Raw genomic sequence first — 14,671 nt, forward strand, 5'->3', positions numbered from 1 at the left:
ATCCATGCTGCCTTGGCTTCTCTACCCATTCCGTGACGCGATTCCGGGCTTTTCCGTCTTCCGCTACGTGACCTTCCGCACGGCCATGGCCGCGGCGACGGCCATGGTGCTGAGCCTGATGCTGGGCCCCTGGGTGATCCGCACGCTGACGGCCCTCAAGATGGGCCAGCACATTCGCGGCGAAGGTCCCGAGCACCACCAGAAGAAGGCGGGCACGCCGACCATGGGCGGCATCCTCATCCTCGTCGTGATCACCGTGTCCACGCTGCTCTGGTGTGAGCTCAAGAACGGCGCCATCTGGGTGGCCCTGATGGCCCTGGTGGGCTTCGGCACCGTGGGCGCCTTCGATGACGCGAAGAAGCTGCTCAAGAAGCAGAACCTCGGCCTCACCAGCTGGCAGAAGATGGCCCTGCTCACGGGCATCTCGCTGCTGGTGGCTTGGCTCATCCTGCACTTCGGCCTGCGCGGCACCTCCACCAGCCAGCTGTCCGTGCCCTTCTTCAAGAACTTCCGTCCCAACGTGGGCGTGTTCCTCATCCCCTGGATCTGGCTGGTGATGGTGGGCACGAGCAACGCCGTGAACCTGACCGATGGCCTGGACGGGCTGGCCACCGGCGGCACGCTGATCGTCTCCCTCACCTTCGCGATCCTAGCCTACGTGGTGGGCCACGCGAAGATCGCGGCCTACCTGGTGGTGCCCCACGTGCCCGGCGGTGCGGAACTCTCGGTGTTCATGGGCGCCATGGCCGGGGCCTGCCTGGGCTTCCTTTGGTTCAACGCCCATCCGGCCGAAGTGTTCATGGGCGACACGGGCTCGCTGGCCCTGGGCGGGGCGCTGGGCACCGTGGCCGTGGTCATCAAGCAGGAGCTGCTGCTGGTCATCGCGGGGGGCCTCTTCGTGATGGAAGCCGTCAGCGTGATCCTGCAGGTGGGCAGCTTCAAGCTGCGCGGCGGCAAGCGCATCTTCCGCATGGCGCCCTTCCATCACCACCTGGAGCTGGGCGGACTGCAGGAAACCAAGGTCGTCATCCGCATGTGGATCACGGCCATCGTGTGCTCGATCCTGGCGCTCAGTTCGCTGAAGCTGCGATAGGCCCCATGATGGGCCGGGGCCTCGTGGGCCAGGGCTGCCCGAGGATGTAGCCCTGGCCCCAGGGCACGTCCGCGTCGATGACGGCCTCGAGTTCTTCCAGGGTTTCGATCCCTTCGGCGATGAAGCCGATGCACATGCGCTGGGCGAAATGGGACAGCGCATTGAGCAGGGCCGCCTGGTAGGGGCGGCGCTGGACCTGCTCCACGAGGCTGCGATCGGCTTTGATGAAATCCGGGGCGAGCCGCGCCATGTGCGTCAGGCTCGCCACACCCGCGCCCAGGTCGTCCACGGCCACGCGCAGGCCCAGGCTTCGAAGGCGGTTGGCGTAGCCTTGCAGGGCTTCGAGATCGTGCACGCCCTGGGATTCGGTGAACTCCATCACGACGTACTCGGGACCGAAGGGCAGGGCCCCCATCCAGCGCGGCAGACTGTCCCAGAACCCAGGCGCTTCCAGGCTCACGGGCTCCAGATTCACGAAGTGGAGGTGGGTGGGTTCTCCAGTCCGCGCGAGGGTCTGGAAGGTCGATTCGAGAAATTTCATATCGAGGAAGAGACGGTCCTCCGGCCGGAGCGTGGGGTCCTGGAGGATGGGGCCCACGGGGTGCGCTTCACCATTCGCATCCAGGTGCCGGGCCAGGTATTCCTGCGCCATGAGCCGATTGTCGCTCAGCCGGTACATGGGCTGGACGTGAGGCACGATGTGGCCTTCACCCCTCAGCATGCTCTCCAGGATGCCCTTGGCCATCTGCACTCCGCGCTCAACAAGGGCCGCTGGTCCAGTGTAGCGCGGGGGCGAGGCGGTGTCCCGGAGCTTGCGGGGCCAGCTGGGGGCTTTCGAATCCACCTCCGGCCTTCTAGTCTGGAAGGGGAGGCAACATGCGCACCGTGGTCATGGGGGCAGGGAAGTCGGGCCTCGCAGCCGCGCGCTACTTCGCCGCGCAGGGACACCCCGTTGTCCTCACAGACAGTCGGCCCGACCCGGATGGGGTCCTGGAAGTCGAGTTGGCCAAGGCGGGCATTCCGGGTGTATGGGGGGATCATCCTTTCGCACTATTGGAGGCATGCAGCGAGCTCGTCATCAGCCCCGGCATTCCGCGGACGGCGCCCTTCGTGGCGGAAGCGCTGAGGCGCGGCATTCCAGTGATCGGCGAAGTGGAAGTGGCGCATCGGGTGATCCGTGAGCGCAACGACGGCAGCCGCGTGCTCGCCGTGACCGGCACCAACGGAAAGAGCACGACGACCGATTTGGCGGCCCACCTGATGAAGGTGTCGGGCCTGCCGGCGGTCGCCTGCGGCAACCTGGGCACGCCCGTGATCGACGCGGTGCTCGCGGCGCCGGCGGCCACGGCCTTCGTGGTGGAGCTGAGCAGCTACCAGCTGGAATCGACCCTGGCCTTCCACGCCGAAGGCGCGGCCTTCCTCAACCTCACCCCTGATCATCTGGCCCGCCACGGCGACATGGAGACCTACCGGAAGACGAAGCTGCGGATCTTCGAAGGCCAGAGGGCCGAGGATCTGCGCGTGGTACCCATGGCCCATCCCGAATGGTGGGCGGATGCGCCGGGCAAGGGCCGGACGGCGCGGTTCGGATGGTCGGCTTGCGAGGCCTGGTGCGATGGATCCGGCGGCCTGCACCTGCACGGCCAGCCGCTGCTGTCGCGGGCACAGCTGCGCATTCCCGGCGATCACAATGTGGAGAATGCCCTGGCGGCCAGCCTGCTCGCCAGCCATGCGGGGGCCTCCCTCGACGGCATCCGCGAGGGCTTGATGAGCTATCCCGGCCTGGCTCACCGCATCGCCTTCTGCGGCGAGAAGGGCGGCGTGAAGGCCTACAACGATTCCAAGGGCACCAACGTGGATGCCACGCTGACGGCCCTCCGCGCGCTCCCTGGGCCCCTCGTGCTGCTGCTCGGCGGCACCGACAAGGGCGCCAGCTACGAGCCCCTGCGCGAGGCCCTGGCGGGCAAGCTGCGTCGGCTCGTCTTCCTCGGCGAGGCCATCCCGCAGCTCACCCGGGATCTGGGCGATCTGCCCCACGACGTGGTGCCGCGTTTCGACGATGCCGTCCACGCGGCGCTCTCGCTGGCCCGAGCCGGCGACCAGGTGCTGCTCAGTCCCGCCTGCGCGAGCTTCGATCAGTTCGACAACTTCGAGCAGCGGGGGGATCGGTTCGAAGCCCTTGTGCGGACCTGGAGCCGGTCATGAGCGGAGCCCTCGTCCAGGTCTTGCGTAGCCTGCTCGGCGACGACGCCGTCCTCACCGATCCCGAGGATCTGGTGCGCTACGAGGAGGGCTGGCGCTACGGCAAGGGCCGGGCCCTGCTGGTGGCGCGCCCGGGAACCACGGCCCAGGTGGCCGCGACCCTCGCCGCCTGTCACGGCGCGGGCGTGCGCGTGGTGCCCCAGGGCGCGAACACGGGCCTGGTGGGCGCCTCTACGCCGGATGCCGGCGGCGGCATGGTGGTGCTGAGCCTGGAACGGCTCAACCGCCGGCTGGAGGTCGATCCCATCAATCGCACGGCCAAGGTGGATGGCGGCCTGCTGCTCAGTGCCCTGAACGAGGCGCTGAAGGCCCACGGCCTGATGTTCCCCATCGACCTAGGCGCCGATCCTTCCATCGGCGGCATGATCGCCACGAACACCGGCGGCACGCGCCTGCTGAAGTACGGGGACGTGCGGCACAACCTGCTGGGAGTCGAGGTGGTGCAAGCCGACGGCACCGTGCTCGACGCCATGAACCAGCTTCGGAAGAACAACACCGGGCTGGATCTGAAGCAGCTCTTCGTGGGCACCAGCGGGGTGCTGGGCGTCATCACGGGGGCCGTGCTCCAGGTGGTGCCCGTGCCCGTGCAGCAGGCCACGGCCCTCGTGGGCTGCGCCTCGGGGGAGGCCGCGCTGCTCCTCCTGCGCTCGCTGGAACGGGATCTGGCCGATGTCTTCACGGCCTTCGAAGTCATCAGCGCCCAGGCCCTGAAGCCGGTGTTCGCCCATCACGAGGGCCTCCGCAATCCCTACGGCGCCGCAGAACCGCCGGCGTACACGGCCCTGGTGGAGCTGGCCTCGACCCTTCCCGCCGCCGCCCTGGACCTTCCGGGCCTGCTAGAGGAGCGCCTCGGCGCCTTCCTGGAGACCGAGGCCGGCGAGGCGATCACGGACGTGTTCATGGGCCGTGCGGAGGATCTCTGGGCCATCCGCCACCACGTGAGCGAAAGCCTGCGCCAGGAAGGCAAGGTCCTGGCCTTCGACATCAGCGTGCCCCGCAGCCGCATGGCGGCCTTCACGGAGGCGGCCCGGGCGCTGCTCGCCTCCGACTATCCCTTCGTCCGCTGCTGCGATTTCGGCCACTGGGGGGACGGCGGCACACACCTGAACCTGGTGTGGACGGAAGCCGGCGCGCCGCGCCCAGCCAGCGAGCTCGTGCCCGAACTCCAGCAGCGGATCTACGACCTCGCCGTGAAGGATTTCGACGGGAGCTACAGCGCCGAGCATGGCGTGGGACCGCACAACCAGCGGTTCTACGAGGCCTATACGCCGCTCAGCGTACGTTCGGTGAGCGGTGCCCTGAAACGGCACCTGGATCCCGAGGGCATCCTGGGCACCACCCGGCTCGATTGATTCGGAGGCTCACATGCGAAGCACGCTCCTGTCCCTGGCCCTCATCACTTCCCTCGGAGCACAGGCACCCGCTCCCGCTTCGGTCCCGGCGCCTGCGACTGATCCCTTCGGTCCGGTGCGGTTCCTGGCGGGCGAGTGGGTGGGCGAGGGCGGCGGGCGACCGGGCCAGTCCTCGGGGGCCGCGACCTTCCAGTTCGAGCTTGGAGGCCAGGTCCTGACCCGTCGGAGTTACGCCGATTCGCCCGCAGGCGGTGGACGTCCCGCCTCCCACCACGAGGACCAGATGACGGTCTTTTTGGAAGGCGGGCAGCTCAAGGCCTTCTACGTCGACAACGAAGGCCACGTCATCCGCTACATCCTTTCCGCGACGCCCGACGGTGTCGCCTTCACCAGCGAACCCGGTCCCGGCCCGCGTTTCCGCCTCACCTACTTGAGGAAGTCGGAGAGCCTCGTCAACCTGCGCTTCGAGATCGCCCCGCCCAACAAGCCCGAAGCCTTCGCCACCTACCTCGAGGCCGTTACGCGCAAGGTGAAGTGATCGCGCCATCGCGGTTCCTGGATGCAAAACAGGCTCCCGTTGGGAGCCCGTTTTGTCTTGTCGTGCATGCGTTCGGGGAACTCCGAGCGCCTCAGGCCTTCGCGTGGGGCTTCTCCATCCAGAACCTCGCCGGGGCGTAGCAGATGCCCATGAAGACGAGCTGGGTGGCCCAGAAGCCCACAAGCCACCAGAAGCCGCTGTCGGTGAAACCATAGGCGTGGAGCCCCACGCCGAGGAGGTTCACGCCGAACCAGGAGGCGGCGGTGATCATGTTGCCGAAGATGGCCATCACCATGGTGCCGCGCTCGCGCACGTAGCCGGCCCAGCGGGCGTGGAGGATGACGGCGTTCCAGAGCACGATGAGCAGCGCACCGTTCTCCTTGGGATCCCAGCCCCAGAAGCGCCCCCAGGACTGGTCGGCCCAGATTCCGCCCAGCACGGTGCCGACGAAGCTGAAGAAGAGCGAGAAGCAGATGATGCCGTAGGCCATGTCCACCAGGGCCTTCTCGGTCTCGGGATCCGCCTTGCCGACGATGTGCTTGCGCAGGGCGTAGGCGATGGCGATGGCGCCGGCGAGGAAGGTGCCCGAATAGCCGATGGTGATGGTCACGACGTGGGTGGCGAGCCAGAAGTTGGAATCCAGCACGGCGCGCATCATCTCCATGGTGTCGCCTTCGGTGCCCAGGTTCTGGGCCACGATGAGGGTGGCGAAGCCCGCCAGGGAGGCGACGGCGGTGCCGAAGCCCTTGCGGTACATCCGCTCGACGATGAGGCCGAGGATCACGGCACCCCAGCCCACGAAGATGGCCGAGGAGTAGAGGTTGGTGACCGGAGGACGGCCCTGCAGGATGATGCGGGCGGCCAGGCCCAGCGTGTGCACGATGGCGCCCGACACAAGCAGCGCGTAGGCCGTGGGGCGCAGGAGGTCGGGCTTGTAGATCCAGGAGATGCAAAGCGTCAGGAAAGCCACGAAGTAGATCGACAGGCCCACGAAGAAGGGCTGGGCCCGGTTGAAGATAACCTCGTTGGTCGCGTGGTCGAGGGCGCCGGGCTTCAGCGTGGAGACCACGGAATTCATCTCATGCAGGGCCTGGTTGAAGGCGGCGGCGTCATTGGCGACATAGGCCGCGTTCATCTTGGCGAGGGGCGCCAGGCCGGGGTGGAGCGGGACGCCGGACTGGGCGGCGCTGAGGGCCTGACCCACGCTCTGCCAGGCATCGGGATTCGCGCCGGCGGTAGGAGGCAGGATGCGGAAGTGGGCCAGCTGGATGAGGTCCTGGTGGCGCAGGGGCGCTTCGGCCGTGCCGAGGGACTGGATCTCCCAGCCCAGGCCGGGCGAACCCGCGAGTTGCAGGGTGTTGCGCAGCTTGTAGTAGAGGTAGACGCGGTCGAAGAGGTTCGAAATGGCCGATTCGAAACGCGAACGGGTCTGAGGCTTCTTCTGCTGCGCATTGGAAGCCTGCTTCTGGATCTCGTCGAGGTGGGAAGAGAGATCCGCGAAGCTGAAGTAGTTCCGGTTCTGCTTCTGCTGGGCGCCGATGAGGCCGATGACATCCGGATCATCGATGACGAAGATGGCCTGTTGGTCCGCCACCTGGGGGCGGAACATGACATCCAGGATCCATTCGTCGGGGCCCACCATGCGGCCCTGGTGACGGAAGCCCTGGCGGCTGTGGATCACCAGGAGGGAATTGCGGGCCAGCGAATCCAGCGGCTTGACGCGGCCGCCTTCGAGAATGGGCAGGTTGCCGAAGCCACTGACATCGAAGCCGCGGGCCTTGCCGCCGGGCAGAGCGACGAAGAGCGCGATGAGCAGGGCGAAGATGCCGGCGCCCCAGGCGAGGTATTTCTTCACGAAGGTCATGATCAGCCCTCCTTCTTGTCCTGGCGGCGCTTCAGCGAGCGACGCAGGACGATGGCGAAGTGCACGAGCAGGCCCAGGGAGACCAGCACGCACGACACATAGGGGAGAAGCCAGCCGGGATTTTCAACCACGGAAAGGATGGACAGGGTGTCGTTTTTCCCAAAGCTCGCCTGGTAGAAGGTCTTGCCTTCGTACCGCAGCGGCTGGTTCATGTAGATCAGCACTTCGCGGGATTCCTGCCGCGACGGATTGACCACCTGCACCAGGCTCGAGAAGTTCTTGGGGATGTCGGTGCCGGGATAGACGTCGTGCTTGAACTGCTTCAGCGTGAACGCGTAGGGCAGGTACTGGCGGCGCAGGCGCATGGTCAGGACGTAGTTGTGCCCCTCGTGGATGAAGGACTGGGGCGCTCCCAGGGCCACGGAGACCAGCCAGGTGCCGTAGCTGCGGCCACCGGCCATGGGCTCGACGAAAGCAGAGGCCTGGTTCATTTCGTTGTCGGCGGAGACCAGCGGCTTTTCCACGATGGCGACGCCGGGGCCCACGCCCGCGGTGGCCATGGAGGGCGGCGCGCCGGGCGGCAGGTTGCTCAGTTCGGCATTGGGGAAGAACTGTTTCACGTTGAGCGTGATCGGCGTGCCGGGGATGGCGATGGGGCCGCCCTTGGCGAGCAGCGTGTCCGGCACCGAGTAGACCTCGTCCCAGGTGGGATCGGTGACGTCGATGATGGCCAGCTCGGTGTTCTTGTAGCTCGACACGTAGTTGACGGTCTGGCCCACCTCGATGGACATGTTGGTGTCCACCTGCATCATGCCGGCGACGAATTCACCGGCGAAGAGGATCACGAGACCCGCGTGGACGAGCCACATGCCGGCCTTCTGCCAGCTGAGCTTGATGTCCAGGGTCTTGGCGATGAGGTTCAACGTGAGGAAGAGGCCCACGAGCGCGCCGCCGGGGAACACGGGCAGGGGGAAGGGCAGGGCCGAGAAGTGCTTCATCACGACGAAGCTGCGCATGTAGGCGTTGACCGCGCCCTGGGTGCCCATTTCCACCTGCGCCAGGGTGCAGAGCACCACCAGGCACATGAGGAGCACGAGCAGGACGATGGTGAGCTGGAAGGACTTGAAGAAAGCCCCGATCCGGGAAGCGATGGTCTTAATCAAGGCGGACACTCCCCAGGATGGTCATGAAATCAGACTTGGCCTTGGCCACGGGAGCGGCATCCCCGGTCATCTTCAGGAACCAGGTGTTGCCGTCGGGAGTGCTGATGTAGCCTGCAACCATGCGGCTCTTGGCCTGGCCCTCGCTCATGAAGTCGTAGACATTCAGGGCGCCGGCCTTGGTCTTGAGCACCGTGCGGCCCTTGGCCAATCCGGCCTCGTCCATGGGGGGCAGGCCGATCTGGCCGCGCCAGCGGTTGACGTTGGCCAACTCACCGCCCGCGGGCCCGGGAAGCACCACCACCGTAGCTTCGAGCTTGCCTTCGAAGGGGGCCTTGAAGGTGGCGAAGCGCATGCCACCACCGGCCTCTTCGCGCCAGCCCTTGGGCAGGGACCACTTCAGCGCGCCCTTGGGCGTGGGCGGCGGCGGCACGTTGGAGGCGTCCTGGCCCATGCCGGCAGACATCCCTTCAGAGGGCATGGCCTCTTCGGCGTGGCCCGGGTGATCCGGGTGGCCGGAGGTGGCTTCCCTGGGAACGCGGTAGTGGGCCACCTGGTCCCGCTGACAGCCTGTTCCCAGGGCCAGCAGCCCGAGGCTCACGAGCAGCGCCCCGGTTCCGGGGAGGAGGTTCGATCGACGGAAGGTGTTCGGAGGGTTCGGCAAGGGATTCCTCGTGAGACCTTCAAGATTACCGGACCTTCCGGGGCGGAAACAGGTGACCTTGGGCATATCTCTATAGACCGAAAGGACGAACCGCCGCGTCGATTCGCTGTGCCAACTGATGATCCTGCTCGGTGATGCCACCGGCGTCGTGGGTGGTGAGCCGGATTTCGACATAGCCCCACCCGAAGCGGAGGTCGGGATGGTGGTTCAGGGCTTCGGCGGGCTCCACCACGGCGCTCACGAGGCGGTAGGCCGTCATGAAGTCCGGGGTCTTGAAGGTCCGCACCAGGGCGCCATCCTGCTCGATCCAGCTCATCGCATCGTCTCCAGTTCGGCCAGTTCGGCCTGCAGCAGCCATTCTTCGGGGTGATCCATCGCGCGCGTCTTGAGGGCCTGGAGACGCGCAGAATCTGGTTTCTGCGCTTCCCGCAGGGCCCTCACCTCAAGGTAGAGCCCGGCCACCTCCGAGGAGAGGGAAGCGGCCTTGCGGTCCCGGGCCTGGGCCTCGGCCTCGCCTTCGCCCATGGCTGAGTGATCCCCGAACCAGGCGTCCCAGGCGCCCGGATCGGCGGGTCCCCCGGCCAAGGAGGGCAGACCCTCGCTGAGGAAGAGCAGGGCCCAGCTGGGCAGGTCGAGGGGGCGGCCGTCCTGGTGGCCCCGCAGGTTGATCACCTCGTGCTCACCCACGCGGAAGCCCGTGAGGAAGAGGCCCGAGGGCAGGTCCAGGCTGAAGGCGCCGCGGTGGGGCAGGGCGCCGCTCCCGAAGGCAACGAGGGCTTCTCCGGGCCAGGGACGGTCCTGGGCTTGGCCGTTCCGGGAAACCTGGATGGGGCCCTCCAGGCGCGCCAGGGCCGTGGAAAGGCCCGGCGCCAGCGCGCCGCGGGCCGGAATGCGGGCCACCACCTTGCCCGTGAGTTCCACGCCCCCGTCCAGAACCAGGTGGTTCACGGTGCGGGCCCGCAGGGCCTCCTCCAGTCCGTGGTCGCCGCCGAGGCGCCAGGCCATCGTGGCCTCGAAGGCCTTCAGCACGTCGAAGAGGTGATCAAAATCCCGGGCCACGAAGAGCTGGGGCTGCATCTGGGTGATGTCGTACTCGGTGTCGGCGCAGACCAGGCTGAGGGGCACTTTGGCGACGGCCTCCGTCAGGCAGTGGGCCGCTTCGCCCAGGCTGCTCAGCAGCCCCGCACCGTAGATCTTCGGTTGGCCGAGATCGCCCACGAGGCCGTACTCGGCGGTCCACCAGTAGAGGCGGCTGGCCCGCGTGCTTTCGCTGACGTAGCGCCGGCTCGCCGAGGCCGCGCGCAGGCGTTCCTCCGCCAGCCGCACCTCCTCTTCCGAGGCCGCGGGATCTTCCTTCACCACGCTGAGGTTGCGGATGGCCTCGTAGACCGCCTGATCCTCCACGGAGGCGATGGCGCGGAAACCCGCCTCGCCGCAGCGTTTCAGGTACTGCGCGTAGCGCGCGTCCGCGAGGATGGGCGCGTGCCCCGCGCTTTCGTGGACGATGTCGGGCGCGGGCGTGTAGCCGATGTGCTCGTGGCTGCGGATGTCGGCGGCGATGGCCAGCACGCCCAGGGACTGCAGCTCCGTGAACACGGCGGGCGGGATGAAGCCCCGCACGCCCACGGCGGACCAGCCGAGGGTTTCCAGCTTCTCGTTCATCTCGTCCAGGCTGGGGATGCGCTCCACGCCGATGCCCGTGGCCGCCAGGCCCGAGAGGTAGCTGGCGTGGGCCGTGTCCTTCAGGCGCTCCGTGAGCCGGTGGAGGATGTGCCGCCAGACCGCGTGTTCGCGGGGCGTGTAGGACCCGTGGTCCTGATCCACCACGTAGCGGCGCAGGTGGGCCGGCAGGCGCGCGATGGCGCGTTCCGTGGGGGACAGGGCTGGCGTTGGAGTGGGGGTCATGGTGCAGGGCAAGCGGGACTCCGGGGTTTCCCCAAGCCTAGTGTCAGAACAGATAGCCGGAAATCCAAAAATTAGGAACCAAACGTCGGATTAACGACGTTTCCGCAAATGCCCCGCCAGGGCCTTCAGACAGGCCTCCGCCGCGGCGGAGGCGCCGCCCGCGGGCCAGAGCGCCACCACCTCGACGGCCTGGGCCTTCCGTTCCTTCAGGGGCCAGGCCTGGAGGTGTTCCGGGAAGGGGCCCAGGACCCGCAGATCCGGGGCGATGGCGCAGGCGCCGAAGGCCTCCAGGGCGGGATAGAGCTGGAGGAAGCTCTCCACGCGCGCCACCTCGTGCACCTCAATGCCGGCCTCCAGGAACCGCGCCGAATTGGCGCCGCCGTAGGGGTCGTCCCGCAGCCAGTCCACGAAGGGCCTATCCGCCAGATCCTTCACGCGGAGGAAGGAGGCCGCCGCGGGCAGCCCGCAGGCCGGGGCGGCGAGCACGACGAAGGGCAGGCGGGCCAGCACGCGGTACTCCACGCCGCGGTGGGGCGGCAGGGGCGTGAAGCCCAGGGCCAGGTCCAACTGCCGCGTCTGGATCTGCCGCACCAGCTCGTGGGCGCCGCCGAAGGCGGCCTCCAGCTTGAGGCCCTGCTGGGCCGCGGTGCGGGCCAGGGGTGCCAGCAGGAGTGCGGACAGGGTGGGACTCAGGCCGAGCCGCAGGCCGGGCTCGGGCGCGGCCAGGTCCCGCAGGCGCTTCAGGTCCAGCTGGTGGAAGGAGGCCTGGGCCCCGGCGAAGAGCCGCTCGCCCCGGGGCGTGAGGCGCAGGCGGCGGCCCGGACCGCGCTCCACCAGCGATTCGCCGTCCGCGAGGGACTCCTCCAGGGCCCGCAGATGTTCGCTCACCACGGAACGCGCCACGCCCAGGTGCTGGGCCGCGGCTTCCAATGAGCCCGTCTCCACCGCGGCGACGAAGGCCTCGAGCCAGGTGAGGTGACGGGGGAGTTTGCGGGACATGGGATCAGGGTACAGCCTGTAACCTGGACCCATGGCCGACTTCGATCCCTGGGACCCCTACCGCGACCTGCGCTTCGCCGGGACGCGGGAGCATCCGGAACACGGAACCTGCTTCATCGCGGAAGGCCGCATCCTCGTCGAGGATCTGCTGGAAGCGGGTCGCGCAGGCCGTATGAAGGTGATCTCCGTGGCCGCCACGACGAGCGCGGCGGCAGAAATCCGGGACCGACTGCCGGCGGGAACGGAGCTGCTGACGGCCGAGCCCGCGGCCCTTTCCCATCTGGCGGGATTCCCCTTCCACCGCGGTCTCATGGCCTGCGCCCAGGTGCCGGCGCCACCGCCGCCGGCGAGCCTGCGCGGGGCCCGCCGCCTGCTGGTGCTGCCCCGCCTCTACGACAGCGAGAACCTGGGCCTGCTGCTGCGAAGCGCCGCGGCGCTGGGTCTGGATGGTGTGCTGGCCGGGCCCGGACCGGGCCAGTGGACCCGGCGCACGGTGCGCGTCTCCATGGGCGCCGTCTGGCGCATTCCCGTCTGGCTGGCCGAGGATCCCTGGGAGCTGCTGATGGAATGGAAAGCCGCAGAGCCCGGATCGGACATCGTCGCCGCAGCCCTCACGTCCAGCGCGGAGGATGCCCGCCGCTGGTCCCCGGCCCCGCGCTGCGCCCTGGTGATGGGGCCCGAGGATACGGGTCTGGACGACGCGTCGCTGGCCCGCTGCGACCGCGCCGTGGCCATCCCCATGGCCTCGGGCATGGACAGCCTGAACGTGGCCGCCGCGGGGGCGATCCTGATGTTCCGGATGGTCGGTGGCGACGCGGGGGCTTGTTAGACGCCCTCAGAACCGCCAGGCGGCGCTCAGCCAGAAGGCGTCGGAGTGCTTGGCCGATTGCAGCTCGATGGTCTCGTATTCCGCGCGCACATGCAGGTGATCGAAGAAGGTGAGCCCGAGGCCGCCGCCGTACAGCAGGTCATTGCGTCGGTGGGAGGATTCGATGGCGGGCCCAGCGTCGAAATCGACGTGCAGTTTGGAGTCGTAGTAGTACTCGCCGATCTTGGCGGAAAGTTCGAAGGGGCCGATGGGAAGGCTGCCGATGAGCGCGGGCGAGAACCCGCTGATGTTGACGCGGTAGTTGCCGTTGGATCCCGTCGCCGTGAAGTGGTCCCCGCAGCGGCCGAGGTCGATGTAGGCGGCTTCGATGGCCCAGTTGGGACTGAACCGGTAGCCCGCGAAGTATTTCTGGGCGTTGTTGCTCGAGTGCAGGATGGAATTGGCCGCGGTTCCGGCATCATCCAGGTTTTGGATGTTCAGCTTGAATTGGCCGGAACCCACGCCGAGGTAGGGGCCATCGGGGTTATCGGCGCGGGCGGGCAAGGTCGCTAGAGCGAGGCCCAGGGCGGTCGCCAGGGTGCCTGTCCCAAGCTTGCCTAGGAACGGCCGAAGAGATCGGAGTGTCAATGCCACGGTTCACCTCCTTGGAACTGGGCTCCTTCCCCCGGGAAGTCCTGAGGGGTCGATGGGCCCGGACTCAATCAAGCCGAGGCTTGATTTCAATGGAGCCAAGGGTAGGCAAGGCAGGGCCCGGAACCAGTCCGACCAAAGGTCTAGATCCCGGGCCTCCAAACGGTTTTGAACTCTGGAACCTGCCGCGGTTTCAGGGTTCCTGGCTCGCGGCGATGTCCACGAGGCGGAGCAGTTCGGCCACCACCTCCCGGCGGGCGCTGTCCAGTTCGTAGCGGGCGGAGACCTTCTTCCGCGCCGACGCCACGTCGCCACAGGCCTTGCCCCGGGCGATGAGTTCCTTGCAGGCTTCGGGCATGGGCCCCCAGTTCCCGCATTCCACGAAGGCTTCGCTGAGGAAGATGAACTTGGGAATGGCTTCGCCGCCGTTGGTGAGGAAGCGCGCGAACACCTCCGGGTGCTGTTCGCGGCGGATGTAGCGGACCTTCAGGGCGGGGCCGGCTTCGGCCATGCGCTGCAGGACGGGCGCGTGGCGCACGACGTCGCCGCACCAGTCCTCGGCGATGGCCACCACGTGCACGGGCCGGGGCAGGGCCGCCAGGAAGCCCGCCACGGCGGGGTCCAGCCTCAGGGCCTGGCGCTGGGCTTCGAGCTTGTCGCGCTGCTCCGCCGATTCCGCCGCCGCCAGCCAGGCTTCGTAGTCCAGGCCCGATCCGAACACGGCTTTCCAGTCGATCAGGGGCAGGATGGCGGGTCGGGGCATGGGACCTCCGGAAGTCCTTTGATGCTGCCATGCCGGCCGCCGTGCCGGGACGTACCTTTGGGGTGGCGCGGAGCACGTCTCGCCGGAAGGGAGGCGCCATGAACACCCTGATGCAAGCCACCCTCACGAACCTGGAATGGCGGGAGCCGGTGGCCCAGGAGCCCCGCTATGAGCTGCACTTCGAGGACGAGGTGCTGGCGACCCTGGTTTTCGAACCGCTCTGCCGGACCCTGGCCACGGCGAAGACCCGCGAAGGCACCTGGACCTTCCTGCAGACTGGCATCCTCAGCTCCACGTTCTACATCCGCCAGGAGGGTTCGCGGCTGGACTTGGCCGAATTCCATCCGGCCTTCCTGGGCCGGGGGCTCCTCCGGTTTTCCAAGGATGAGTCCTATTCCTGGCGGAGAGAGCCGCACCACGGCGGCTGGTCCTTCTACGCCGCGGATGGCGAACGCCTGGTCACCCTCTGCGTGGAGCCACCCCCGCCCAAGGAACCCTGGCCGCACCGGGAGCAGGCGGAAGTCCGGCTCGGACCTGCGGGCCTGCCCCATCCGCGGGTGTCGCTGCTGATGGCCTTCGGCTGGTACCTGCTGCTTCAGCGCCAATAGCGCT

15 protein-coding genes are annotated in these 14,671 nt (G+C 67.8%); 6 read left to right on the forward strand and 9 right to left on the reverse strand.

Translation table 11 applies throughout. The features are described from left to right. Positions 1–4 precede the first annotated feature (4 nt). A complete protein-coding gene (gene mraY, locus QSJ34_RS02415) occupies positions 5–1,093 on the forward strand; it encodes a phospho-N-acetylmuramoyl-pentapeptide-transferase (protein ID WP_285569808.1) in 1,089 nt (362 codons plus the stop codon). Here the strand turns inward: mraY and QSJ34_RS02420 are convergent. Beyond that, the gene (locus QSJ34_RS02420; protein ID WP_285569810.1) at positions 1,071–1,838 is read right to left on the reverse strand and encodes an EAL domain-containing protein; all 768 of its coding nucleotides are present in this window, start codon (positions 1,836–1,838) and stop codon (positions 1,071–1,073) included. The two genes, mraY and QSJ34_RS02420, sit on opposite strands and share 23 nt — an antisense overlap. 131 nt (positions 1,839–1,969) lie before the next feature. On the opposite strand from QSJ34_RS02420, the gene murD reads away from it, so the two are divergent. Genes murD through QSJ34_RS02435 form a run of 3 tightly spaced genes read left to right on the forward strand, consistent with a single transcriptional unit; the run spans position 1,970 to position 5,245 of the window. Beyond that, complete coding sequence (gene murD / locus QSJ34_RS02425; protein ID WP_285569813.1) at positions 1,970–3,298, forward strand: UDP-N-acetylmuramoyl-L-alanine--D-glutamate ligase; 1,329 nt, start codon at positions 1,970–1,972, stop codon at positions 3,296–3,298. Continuing rightward, the gene (locus tag QSJ34_RS02430) at positions 3,295–4,707 is read left to right on the forward strand and encodes an FAD-binding oxidoreductase (protein ID WP_285569815.1); all 1,413 of its coding nucleotides are present in this window, start codon (positions 3,295–3,297) and stop codon (positions 4,705–4,707) included. Before murD ends, QSJ34_RS02430 begins: the two co-directional genes overlap by 4 nt. 13 nt (positions 4,708–4,720) lie before the next feature. Next, complete coding sequence (locus QSJ34_RS02435) at positions 4,721–5,245, forward strand: hypothetical protein (protein WP_285569817.1); 525 nt, start codon at positions 4,721–4,723, stop codon at positions 5,243–5,245. Between the two features lie 91 nt (positions 5,246–5,336). Here QSJ34_RS02435 and QSJ34_RS02440 read toward each other — a convergent pair whose 3' ends face one another. From QSJ34_RS02440 to QSJ34_RS02465, 6 genes are all read right to left on the reverse strand, one after another. Further along, positions 5,337–7,109 (reverse strand): cytochrome c biogenesis protein, encoded by a 1,773-nt coding sequence (locus tag QSJ34_RS02440; protein ID WP_285569822.1) that lies wholly within the window; start codon positions 7,107–7,109, stop codon positions 5,337–5,339. Positions 7,110–7,111: 2 nt separating this feature from the next. Beyond that, positions 7,112–8,272: a cytochrome c biogenesis ResB family protein gene (locus QSJ34_RS02445; RefSeq protein WP_285569825.1), complete on the reverse strand. Its 1,161-nt coding sequence runs from the start codon at positions 8,270–8,272 to the stop codon at positions 7,112–7,114. Beyond that, positions 8,265–8,933, reverse strand: coding sequence for a hypothetical protein (locus QSJ34_RS02450; protein ID WP_285569827.1), 669 nt, complete (start codon positions 8,931–8,933; stop codon positions 8,265–8,267). Before QSJ34_RS02450 ends, QSJ34_RS02445 begins: the two co-directional genes overlap by 8 nt. A gap of 70 nt (positions 8,934–9,003) precedes the next feature. Next, the gene (locus QSJ34_RS02455) at positions 9,004–9,249 is read right to left on the reverse strand and encodes a 4a-hydroxytetrahydrobiopterin dehydratase (RefSeq protein WP_285569831.1); all 246 of its coding nucleotides are present in this window, start codon (positions 9,247–9,249) and stop codon (positions 9,004–9,006) included. Next, positions 9,246–10,814, reverse strand: a complete 1,569-nt coding sequence (locus QSJ34_RS02460; protein WP_420798819.1) for an aromatic amino acid hydroxylase — start codon at positions 10,812–10,814, stop codon at positions 9,246–9,248. Before QSJ34_RS02460 ends, QSJ34_RS02455 begins: the two co-directional genes overlap by 4 nt. Positions 10,815–10,928: 114 nt before the next feature. Next, positions 10,929–11,837, reverse strand: a complete 909-nt coding sequence (locus QSJ34_RS02465) for a LysR family transcriptional regulator (RefSeq protein WP_285569835.1) — start codon at positions 11,835–11,837, stop codon at positions 10,929–10,931. A 31-nt stretch (positions 11,838–11,868) separates the two neighbouring features. On the opposite strand from QSJ34_RS02465, the gene QSJ34_RS02470 reads away from it, so the two are divergent. Next, a complete protein-coding gene (locus QSJ34_RS02470) occupies positions 11,869–12,666 on the forward strand; it encodes a TrmH family RNA methyltransferase (RefSeq protein WP_285569837.1) in 798 nt (265 codons plus the stop codon). A 6-nt stretch (positions 12,667–12,672) separates the two neighbouring features. Here QSJ34_RS02470 and QSJ34_RS02475 read toward each other — a convergent pair whose 3' ends face one another. Both QSJ34_RS02475 and QSJ34_RS02480 read right to left on the reverse strand, forming a co-directional pair. Next, a complete protein-coding gene (locus QSJ34_RS02475) occupies positions 12,673–13,299 on the reverse strand; it encodes an outer membrane beta-barrel protein (protein WP_285569840.1) in 627 nt (208 codons plus the stop codon). A gap of 190 nt (positions 13,300–13,489) precedes the next feature. Then, positions 13,490–14,059 carry a thioredoxin family protein gene (locus QSJ34_RS02480; protein ID WP_285569843.1) on the reverse strand — a complete coding sequence of 190 codons (570 nt, stop codon included), beginning with the start codon at positions 14,057–14,059 and terminating at the stop codon, positions 13,490–13,492. Positions 14,060–14,157: 98 nt separating this feature from the next. On the opposite strand from QSJ34_RS02480, the gene QSJ34_RS02485 reads away from it, so the two are divergent. Further along, complete coding sequence (locus QSJ34_RS02485; protein WP_285569845.1) at positions 14,158–14,667, forward strand: hypothetical protein; 510 nt, start codon at positions 14,158–14,160, stop codon at positions 14,665–14,667. The last annotated feature ends 4 nt before the right edge of the window (positions 14,668–14,671 follow it).

The organism is Geothrix limicola, assembly GCF_030268085.1.
In the GTDB taxonomy this organism is placed as follows: domain Bacteria; phylum Acidobacteriota; class Holophagae; order Holophagales; family Holophagaceae; genus Geothrix; species Geothrix limicola.

Excerpts from the sequence above, each read along its gene's own strand:
- mraY (WP_285569808.1), top strand. The coding sequence starts at position 5 with ATGCTGCCTTGGCTTCTCTACCCATTCCGTGACGCGATTCCGGGCTTT.
- QSJ34_RS02420 (WP_285569810.1), bottom strand. The coding sequence starts at position 1,838 with ATGGCCAAGGGCATCCTGGAGAGCATGCTGAGGGGTGAAGGCCACATC.
- murD (WP_285569813.1), top strand. The coding sequence starts at position 1,970 with ATGCGCACCGTGGTCATGGGGGCAGGGAAGTCGGGCCTCGCAGCCGCG.
- QSJ34_RS02430 (WP_285569815.1), top strand. The coding sequence starts at position 3,295 with ATGAGCGGAGCCCTCGTCCAGGTCTTGCGTAGCCTGCTCGGCGACGAC.
- QSJ34_RS02435 (WP_285569817.1), top strand. The coding sequence starts at position 4,721 with ATGCGAAGCACGCTCCTGTCCCTGGCCCTCATCACTTCCCTCGGAGCA.
- QSJ34_RS02440 (WP_285569822.1), bottom strand. The coding sequence starts at position 7,109 with ATGACCTTCGTGAAGAAATACCTCGCCTGGGGCGCCGGCATCTTCGCC.
- QSJ34_RS02455 (WP_285569831.1), bottom strand. The coding sequence starts at position 9,249 with ATGAGCTGGATCGAGCAGGATGGCGCCCTGGTGCGGACCTTCAAGACC.
- QSJ34_RS02465 (WP_285569835.1), bottom strand. The coding sequence starts at position 11,837 with ATGTCCCGCAAACTCCCCCGTCACCTCACCTGGCTCGAGGCCTTCGTC.
- QSJ34_RS02470 (WP_285569837.1), top strand. The coding sequence starts at position 11,869 with ATGGCCGACTTCGATCCCTGGGACCCCTACCGCGACCTGCGCTTCGCC.
- QSJ34_RS02480 (WP_285569843.1), bottom strand. The coding sequence starts at position 14,059 with ATGCCCCGACCCGCCATCCTGCCCCTGATCGACTGGAAAGCCGTGTTC.
- QSJ34_RS02485 (WP_285569845.1), top strand. The coding sequence starts at position 14,158 with ATGAACACCCTGATGCAAGCCACCCTCACGAACCTGGAATGGCGGGAG.